This is a genomic window from Psychroflexus sp. MES1-P1E, from assembly GCF_002836055.1.
Lineage (GTDB): Bacteria > Bacteroidota > Bacteroidia > Flavobacteriales > Flavobacteriaceae > Psychroflexus.
Window position 1 is genome coordinate 1 of the sequence record NZ_PJBS01000109.1, and the last position, 8,515, is coordinate 8,515.

At 30.5% G+C, this 8,515-nt stretch carries 10 protein-coding genes; all 10 read left to right on the plus strand.

From position 1 onward, the window contains the following. Window positions 1-708 precede the first annotated feature (708 nt). The 10 genes from CXF67_RS02860 to lepB all read left to right on the plus strand — a co-directional run bounded on the left by CXF67_RS02860 (window position 709) and on the right by lepB (window position 8,312). Window positions 709-1,500: an alpha/beta fold hydrolase gene (locus CXF67_RS02860; protein ID WP_102087373.1), complete on the plus strand. Its 792-nt coding sequence runs from the start codon at window positions 709-711 to the stop codon at window positions 1,498-1,500. A 220-nt stretch (window positions 1,501-1,720) separates the two neighbouring features. Then, a complete protein-coding gene (locus CXF67_RS02865; RefSeq protein WP_102087374.1) occupies window positions 1,721-2,809 on the plus strand; it encodes a hypothetical protein in 1,089 nt (362 codons plus the stop codon). 207 nt (window positions 2,810-3,016) lie between these two features. Continuing rightward, a complete protein-coding gene (locus tag CXF67_RS02870; protein WP_102087375.1) occupies window positions 3,017-4,153 on the plus strand; it encodes a tetratricopeptide repeat protein in 1,137 nt (378 codons plus the stop codon). A 211-nt stretch (window positions 4,154-4,364) separates the two neighbouring features. Next, window positions 4,365-4,868, plus strand: a complete 504-nt coding sequence (locus tag CXF67_RS02875) for a hypothetical protein (protein ID WP_102087376.1) — start codon at window positions 4,365-4,367, stop codon at window positions 4,866-4,868. Window position 4,869: 1 nt separating this feature from the next. Next, complete coding sequence (locus CXF67_RS02880) at window positions 4,870-5,190, plus strand: hypothetical protein (protein WP_102087377.1); 321 nt, start codon at window positions 4,870-4,872, stop codon at window positions 5,188-5,190. A 274-nt stretch (window positions 5,191-5,464) separates the two neighbouring features. Continuing rightward, complete coding sequence (locus CXF67_RS02885) at window positions 5,465-5,728, plus strand: redox-active disulfide protein 2 (protein ID WP_102087378.1); 264 nt, start codon at window positions 5,465-5,467, stop codon at window positions 5,726-5,728. A gap of 27 nt (window positions 5,729-5,755) precedes the next feature. Further along, the gene (locus CXF67_RS02890; protein ID WP_102087379.1) at window positions 5,756-6,214 is read left to right on the plus strand and encodes a hypothetical protein; all 459 of its coding nucleotides are present in this window, start codon (window positions 5,756-5,758) and stop codon (window positions 6,212-6,214) included. A 132-nt stretch (window positions 6,215-6,346) separates the two neighbouring features. Continuing rightward, on the plus strand, window positions 6,347-6,775 hold the full coding sequence (locus tag CXF67_RS02895) for a hypothetical protein (RefSeq protein ID WP_102087380.1): 429 nt from the start codon (window positions 6,347-6,349) through the stop codon (window positions 6,773-6,775). A 286-nt stretch (window positions 6,776-7,061) separates the two neighbouring features. Continuing rightward, on the plus strand, window positions 7,062-7,418 hold the full coding sequence (locus CXF67_RS02900; RefSeq protein WP_257984568.1) for a hypothetical protein: 357 nt from the start codon (window positions 7,062-7,064) through the stop codon (window positions 7,416-7,418). A gap of 234 nt (window positions 7,419-7,652) precedes the next feature. Then, window positions 7,653-8,312, plus strand: coding sequence for a signal peptidase I (gene lepB, locus CXF67_RS02905; protein WP_102087382.1), 660 nt, complete (start codon window positions 7,653-7,655; stop codon window positions 8,310-8,312). Window positions 8,313-8,515 lie beyond the last annotated feature (203 nt).

An 8,515-nucleotide genomic window follows, 5' to 3' on the forward strand; every position in this document is an offset into this window, starting at 1 on the left:
GCAGGACACACAACGAAAGCACAACACCGTATAAAAATAATAAGGGTTACGAGCCAGACCAAAAGTTTATGCATATTAACAAAGTCCGCCAAATTTACAATTTGACAGTTAAAAGAAAAATAACGGTAAAATTGTAAATTTGGCTAAGTGCTAAACCGAAAATGTAGTACTTTTAAATACGCTACATTTCATACACAAACCGTTAGCATTAATTAAAAAAAAATAGTATGTTTAAAAAAGCCTATGAAATTGCAAGTCAATATACACATCCTGAAGTGTCTACATTTTAGTGTGCTGAATGTCGGGACTCATAAGATTAGTTTATCTGAAAATGACATCGACGATTTTTACAATAAGTTGAACAACTTTGATTTTAGCTTCATGTTGTTTAAAAAGTATTACAAGGCCTACATTAGGAATTTGAATCGATTTAACCCAGTCGCAGAAAGCAAAAATTTTGAACTAGCAGTTTTACAAAAAGCAATAGGAATTGACAAATTGAGACCAACAAAACCCTTTTCCGTATTATGGTTTCATGTTAAATACAGATTTAATTTAACGTCGAAGCCATATATGCGATTTAAGCAAAGAAAAAGAATTAAAAACACCCATAACAAAACCTAAGAAAACAGAGCCGCCCTTCGGGCTGCCTCCGTTTCTTAGCTTAGTCGTTAGCAGCAATATCCAAAGATTAATAACTGAATATAAATGATAAAAATTACTACGCTAATCACTCTTCTTTTAATGTCAACTAACATTTTATCTCAAACACCTAAGAAAACCGAATCCGTTTCTATAAATGGGAAAAATCTCTATTACGAAATTTATGGCAAGGGAAAGCCTTTGTTCTTATTGCATGGTTACACACAATCCTCTAAATCATGGAGGCCGTATATCAAAGATTATGTAAAAGAATATGAAGTATATTTAATTGATTTAACAGGACATGGAAAATCAGAGCCATTTAAGCAGGACTTATCAATAGAAGCCGTTGCCCAAGACCTTAATGGCTTAATTCAATATTTGAAATTGAAAAAAATCAAAGCCATTGGATTTAGTTTTGGTGGAGATGTGCTTTATCAACTAGCTTTAATCAGTCCATATGTCATAGAATCTATGATAACTATAGGTGCAGTAGGAACATGGACAATCAATGACTTTCCTGAATATTTAAAAGCTTTTACTTTTGAAAATCGAAACAATTTTCCATGGCTCAAGACATCCCATGATGGAGATGAACAAATAAAAGCAATGATGAATCAGTTTAAAAATTATACTGTCAAGGTAAGTGATGAAGAATTGCAAAGTATAAAACCCGAGATATTAATCATGATAGGTGATGATGATGAAGGAATGGATTTAGGAGAAGTGTTTCGTGTTAAGAAAAATCTACCAAAATCTGATCTTTGGATACTACCAAACGTAGCACATGGAGCTCATGAAGGAGAAACTAAAGATGAATTTATAATAAAATCAAAAGCCTTTTTATCTAAAAAGTAAAGCTGCTAACAATGGCTATAATTAATACGGGTTTTGTACTTAACCCAAAGTTTTTAGCTTTAAAACTAAGTCCGCCAAATCTTTTGATTTGGTATTAAATATGAAAAGATAAAACAAAATAAAAAGTTTTGGCTAAGTGCTTAATCGAAAGTTCACTACTTTTAATTCCCGTACTAACCATAACCGAACCGTTATAGCCAATTCAAGAAAAAACTGAAATATGGAATTTAATAATAAAAAATTAGAGAAAACTTCAAAACTGATTAACTACATAATAGCAATAGTATTATGCGGTTTCTTAATTTCTCTTTCTGGAAAATTAATTGATGACGTTGATGAATGGAAAGAAAGGCCAACGGTTGAACAATTTCAAAATGCAGATTTTTTAACTTTAAAGAACTCTGAGATTGAAAAAATAGATCTCAAAATTAATTTAAAGGGCGAAAAAAAGTCAAGCGTTGAAAACACAATTAAAGTTGTAAATAGTAATTACGTAAATGCGAAAAAATCATTTGATAATTGGCTTGAAGCAAGAAAAACAGTTGGTTCACCAAAGGAGGACAAAGACGTACTTAATAGAGCCAATGAACTTGATGAATATTATAAGTCTCAACAAGAATGGAAAAAGGAACTAGCGGAAATCACAAATGAAATAAATCTATTAACGAAAAATAAAAATAAGATTGAGGAACTTATTGATAAGGAAAAAGATAGAGCTTATGGAGAACGAGAAAAGGCTATTAGAAAATATGACTTAAAAGTTTTTTTAATTCGTTTACTGTTCATTTTACCAATTCTACTTTTAGGAATATTTTTTATAATAAAATTTAGAAAACATAAATATTGGCCTTTATTTTTAGGGTTCGTACTCTTCTCTTTTTATGCTTTCTTTTTTGGCTTAGTTCCTTATCTGCCAAGTTATGGTGGTTACATTAGGTATACTGTTGGAATAATTTTGAGTGTTCTATTTGGTGTTTATGTAATAAATAAGATAAGGGCATTTATAGAACAAAAAAAGAATGAATTAAAAATATCAACAACAGAGCGATCAAAGAAAGTACAAACGGAAACTGCAGAAAAAGCATTAAATGATCATATGTGTCCTTCTTGTGGCAAAGACTTTATTGTTAAAAAATGGGATAAATCAGCAGGGAAAAAAGACAAAGCAGAAACATATGGCATTGTAACAAATTTTTGCCGTTTCTGTGGACTTGAACTATTTAAAAAATGCAAAAAATGTGACTCTGAAAATTTTGCTCACTTACCATTTTGTTCAAATTGCGGAGATAATATGAATAAAGAAAAATAAGAAAAGGCTATAACAAAACCTATACGTAATGCGGGTTTCGGCAGTAAATTTAAAAATTAGAGCAATTAATGAAAACCGCTAAACCTTTGGTTTAGTTTTTAAAAATGAAAAGATAAAAACAAAACACAAAGCTTTAGCTATGTACAAGATTGAAAGTTCAGAGATTTTAAATACCGCACTACGCATAGCCAAACGTTACCCACAATTATGAAAAAAATCCTGCTAACATTAATAATTTGTCTTTTAAGCTTAAGTAATTATGCTCAAGAACAGATTACGACTGAATTAGAAAAAGCTTACGGAGAAGAAAAATATGATTTGATTATTTCAAAGCATTCCCAAAAGGCAAGTGAATATCCAGCTAAAGCAATTTATTATGTTGGAATGGCTTACTATATGAAAGCTGACGATAATAATGTGCTTAAACTAATGGATTTGTCAATCAAAAAAGACAAAACTGACCCTGACACATATTTCATTAAAGGAATGACTTTAAATTATATGGGACAGTTTGATAAAGCAATTGAGTCTTTCAATATGGCAATCGAACTTGATTCAACTAACACAAATTATTTTAGTGGATTAGGAGATTCTTATATAAGTCAAGAGAAATATGAAAAGGCACTTCCTGCTTATATCACAGCTACAGAAAAAAATGAGCCGATAGACAGACCTTTTACTATGATTCCACAAATCTATGCAGAACTAAATCAACCAGAAAAAGCCTTAGAGGCATTTTACAAATCAAAAACAACCATCTCAAAAGAATCCGATTCTTATGTAAACGCACTTTACAATATTGGACTTTATGAATTGCTAAATAAAGCTTATAATAAATCGGAAATAGCACTTAAAGAATTGATTGAATTAGCACCAAATGACTTTCATTCCTACGCGAAACTAATTCAGGTTTACTATGGTAAAAAAGAATATGAAAAAGCAAAACCTTTAAGAGCGAAACTTTATCAAGCATATGAGCAAGGAATCTTAAAGGACAATCTCAAAGAGATGTTTTGTTTTGACCAGTTCGATTGGAATGATAAGTTAATACAGGCATTTGAAAGATTTGCGGTTAAAGAAGGAGAACTCTACTACAAACATCTTTTTTATGTAGTCAATGATAAAGGAGAAACGGAATTTCGAATTCAAACGGAAAATTCGCCAATCTCTGTTGAATTAGGTGGGCCGAAATATGTACTTGGAATGGACAAAGGAGGAACACACTCAACTTTTAGATATGGCTTTGAAGAAGATTTCAACTATGAAGTCTTGAAAAAAACTGTAATTCTTGTACTTGAAGAAAAAATAAAAGCAGGAGCCAGTTCAAGAAAAGGAAAGTATTAACTGTGGGTAACAATGGCTATAATTAATACGGGTTTGGTGCTTAACCCAAAGGTAATTGCTTTTAAACCAAGTCCGCCAAATCTTTTGATTTGGCTTTATAAAGAAAAAGATAAAACAAAATAAAAAGTTTTGGCTAAGTGATTAATCGAAAGTTTATTACTTTTAATTCCCGTACTAACCATAGCCTAGACGTTGGCGTGCATTACAAATAATGATAGAAAGTAGAAAAATAGGAAGAACGACATTGTTAAAATACTGCTTCTTTTCAGTTGCACTAATTTTAGCTATACCTATACTAATAGGTCTTTCTTATCAAGTTTTTACGGACGAACCAATAAGTGTTTCGACATTCTTTCAGAATATGTTTAAAGACATTGTTGGAAATGAAATATTTCTATTAATTCAAATCGTTGTTTTATTATTTGGAATTTGGTCTTTTGGTGGATTATCAGGTCGACTAATAATTGACAAAGGGAAATCTAAATTTAAAGTTAGTGTTTTGACCATTTTTATGCTGTGGGTTTTACTGTTTGTTAGTTCTGCTCTTACTGTCGCAATTGAAAACACAATAACTTGGGGAATAAAAGGATTTGGTTCGGCAGTAACTGGATGGCTGATTTACGGACTGTTCCTTTTTTTAATACTTGGGATGGTTCACGGACTAACATTTGGATATTTTATGGGACGAGAAATTAAAAGAAAAGGTAACATATAGAATGAAAAACAAATGGAAAATAGCGTTTTGGATTTCCCTTCTTTTGTTAGTTATAACTGCTGCTACTGGACTCTATTCGGTTGTTGACCAAGCTGTGACATTAACATATATGAAAGAAGGATATTCTGATACTGAGGCTGACTTGGAAACTCTAATTCAAATAATAGAGCAAACAGACCAAAGTAAGCAGGGAATTGAAATATTGCTTAAAGACCATAGACTCTTTGAATATATGGACTTTAAAACTGACACAGTTGGACTTGAACGTATTCTACTTATTTTTAGTAACGACTCGTTAAAAAGTGTCGAAAAGCAATGGTGAAAAGGAAAATAAACGACACGCCAACACTGTATATAGCAAATAGGGCATTCGGTGGTTTACGACAGTTTAGTGCTATTATCCAACACCGCCAAATTTTTAATTTGGCTTTTAAGATGAATAAGTTAAAAACAAAATATAAAAATGTGGCTCAGAGCAAATCCGAAAGTTTATCGCTTTCTATTGCCCTACTTGCCATATACGAACCGTTAGCATTTATTTAAAAACTAAAAATCAAATTTAATTATTAAAAATACTCTAATTTAAACCTAATTGTATGAAACAAAAAAAATTATCATCTATGAGCTATGAAGAGCTTAAAAAGAAACATACGGCTATTAAGACTTTAACCTGGATGCTAGCAATCGTATTATTGGGTTCTTTAGTATTTTTTATTTTCATTTCTATGCAAAGTAAATTCACACCACTAGTTATAATTCCTATAGCGCTTTCAACAATTCTACCAATTAATTTCATAAATCTTAAAAAATTTAAGACAGAAATGGAATTAAGAAAATCTAAACCTGATAATAAAATATAAATATTCCAATATCAAATTAATGAGTATATGAAAATTAAAAAAACCTTTCAAATATTAAGTTACCTTCAATACCCATTAGTTTTAGTTGGATTTTTTTTTATTTTAAAACCTTATTTGAATGGATTTGAATTTTTAAGAAATAATATCGAAATTCTATGGACAAGCTATAATAACGCCCTTATATTTTTGGGTTTGGGTATTAGTATGTCTACGCTTCAAGACACCTCTAAAACACAAAGTAAGTGGACAAAAAAAATATGGGAAAATCCTAAAAAAGGAAAACAAATGATTTATCTAATGACCTTTACTACTCTACTAACATTGTGTCTTGGTATGTTCGGATACTTTTTTTCACGCTCAGATATTTTAAAGGAAATGTCATTTGGAATAATTATATTAGGCATAGGACTTATTGGTTTTTTGAAAACTGCCATTGAAGTTTTTGAAAATCATCGAATTGATAAAAAAACAAATGCCAACATCTAGTATAGCAAATAGCTATTAAGGGCTAAATCAAAAGTTTTGGTATATTTAGAATCTTAAGAGTTAAACTGAAAATTAAGCTAGTATTTGCACGCTACTTGCCATACTAGAGGAACGTTAGCTACAAGCACCAATATGAAAATAAAATCAACATTAATTTTAATATTCTCGATATGTTTTGTAAACCTATCTTGTGGACAAGAAAAGGTGAAAATAATTACGTCTGATAATACTCGACTGATTAAAGTGTTGAATAATTCTGAACTAATTGGAGACAATAGAGAGAGTGATTTGTCTGTAAGAATATATAAAATTGATAACGGAAGTGGTAGTGGTGGATTCCCAAGTTCGGAAGTTTCTCATAATTTGTTAATTGCAATATCGGAATTTGACGAAGAACCTAATCAAAATCTATATGAAATTGGTCCTATCTATAAACCAAAGTTTGTAAGATGGATTGGAGAAAAGGACAACCAAAAAGAATTTGAAATCGAATATGGAGCTTATGAAAACAGAAAGTATGTAAAGCTAAAAGTGAATATCAATGAATTAAAAATGGAATAAAAAGCCAGTAGCTAACACGGTATAAAAAACATAGGGCGTTTGTGCTTAACCGAAAGTTCTGTGAATATTACAAAGTCCGCTAAATATAAAATTTGGCGTTTAGAACAAAAGATAAAATCAAAATATTTATATTTAGCTAAGTAATAAACCGAAACGTAAGTGCTTATCAACTGCCCTACCTTTCTTATACTGAACGTTAGCTACAAGCACCAATATGAAAATAAAATCAACATTAATTTTAATATTCTCGATATGTTTTGTAAACCTATCTTGTGGACAAGAAAAGATGAAAATAATTACGTCTGATAATACTCGATTGATTAAAGTGTTGAATAATTCTGAACTAATTGGAGACAATAGAGAGAGTGATTTGTCTGTAAGAATATATAAAATTGATAACGGAAGTGGTAGTGCTGGATTCCCAAGTTCGGAAGTTTCTCATAATTTGTTAATTGCAATATCGGAATTTGACGAAGAACCTAATCAAAATCTATATGAAATTGGTCCTATCTATAAACCAAAGTTTGTAAGATGGATTGGAGAAAAGGACAACCAAAAAGAATTTGAAATCGAATATGGAGCTTATGAAAACAGAAAGTATGTAAAGCTGAAAGTGAATATCAATGAATTAAAAATGGAATAAAAAGCCAGTAGCTAACACGGTATAAAAAACATAGGGCGTTCGTGCTTAACCGAAAGTTCTGTGAATATTACAAAGTCCGCTAAATATAAAATTTGGCGTTTAGAACAAAAAGATAAAAGCAAAATATTTATATTTAGCTAAGTAATAAACCGAAACGTAAGTGCTTATCAACTGCCCTACGTTTCTTATACTGAACGTTGTGCCCAATATTAAAAACAACCTAAATAAACAGTAATGTTTACAAACCGAAAAACTGCAATAATTTTCACTGCCTTTATTTTATTTCTAATAATTATCAAGAGTACAGGGTTGTTTAATTGGTATAATATGGTCACCAATACTATGGAACCCGCTATAAAGAAACATAGTAATGTATTTGTATCTAATCTTTTTAAATATGACAATAATGATATTATTGTTTTCGAAGATAAATATTTTTCAGAGCCAGTAATATTTCGATTAATTGGAAAAACAGATGATAAAATTCAAATTAAAAGTGGCGCTTTATTTGTAAATGGTAAAAAAGTAAATGATGAAAACAAATTACCCGAATATAAAGTACCAAGAGGATTGTTTTTTCAAATTATTGAATCTGAAAAGATCTTTCACTCATATGAACCTGCTCAATTGACCTATATAGACACATTTCGCGTTGCGGCGTATAGAAATTATGCGAAATCTTTAAACCTTGAGGAATTGATTTATGATAAATCATACGAAGAAAAAGAAATTGAAGAAACTTATAATAAGAAATGGAATAGAGATAATTTTGGACCATTAGTAATTCCAAAAAGTAAATTATTTGTTTTAGGTGATAATCGTGGAAATTCCATTGACTCGAGATACTTCGGACTTGTTGATATAGAATATGTTAAGGGAAAGGTGTTGTTTTAAACCTGATTAAAATACTGGGCACAACAATGGCTATAGTTAATACGGGTTTTAGTGCTTAACCCAAAGTTTGAGTGTATTTACCAAGTCCGCCAAATCTTTTGATTTGGCTTTAAACGAAAAAGATAAAACAAAATAAAAAGTTTTGGCTAAGTACTTAATCGGAAATTAATTACTTTTAATTCCCGTACTAACCATAGCCTAGA

What these genes read in the sequence shown, in the direction of transcription:
- CXF67_RS02860 (WP_102087373.1), top strand. Translation starts at nt 709, where the DNA reads ATGATAAAAATTACTACGCTAATCACTCTTCTTTTAATGTCAACTAAC.
- CXF67_RS02865 (WP_102087374.1), top strand. Translation starts at nt 1,721, where the DNA reads ATGGAATTTAATAATAAAAAATTAGAGAAAACTTCAAAACTGATTAAC.
- CXF67_RS02870 (WP_102087375.1), top strand. Translation starts at nt 3,017, where the DNA reads ATGAAAAAAATCCTGCTAACATTAATAATTTGTCTTTTAAGCTTAAGT.
- CXF67_RS02875 (WP_102087376.1), top strand. Translation starts at nt 4,365, where the DNA reads ATGATAGAAAGTAGAAAAATAGGAAGAACGACATTGTTAAAATACTGC.
- CXF67_RS02880 (WP_102087377.1), top strand. Translation starts at nt 4,870, where the DNA reads ATGAAAAACAAATGGAAAATAGCGTTTTGGATTTCCCTTCTTTTGTTA.
- CXF67_RS02885 (WP_102087378.1), top strand. Translation starts at nt 5,465, where the DNA reads ATGAAACAAAAAAAATTATCATCTATGAGCTATGAAGAGCTTAAAAAG.
- CXF67_RS02890 (WP_102087379.1), top strand. Translation starts at nt 5,756, where the DNA reads ATGAAAATTAAAAAAACCTTTCAAATATTAAGTTACCTTCAATACCCA.
- CXF67_RS02895 (WP_102087380.1), top strand. Translation starts at nt 6,347, where the DNA reads ATGAAAATAAAATCAACATTAATTTTAATATTCTCGATATGTTTTGTA.
- CXF67_RS02900 (WP_257984568.1), top strand. Translation starts at nt 7,062, where the DNA reads ATGAAAATAATTACGTCTGATAATACTCGATTGATTAAAGTGTTGAAT.
- lepB (WP_102087382.1), top strand. Translation starts at nt 7,653, where the DNA reads ATGTTTACAAACCGAAAAACTGCAATAATTTTCACTGCCTTTATTTTA.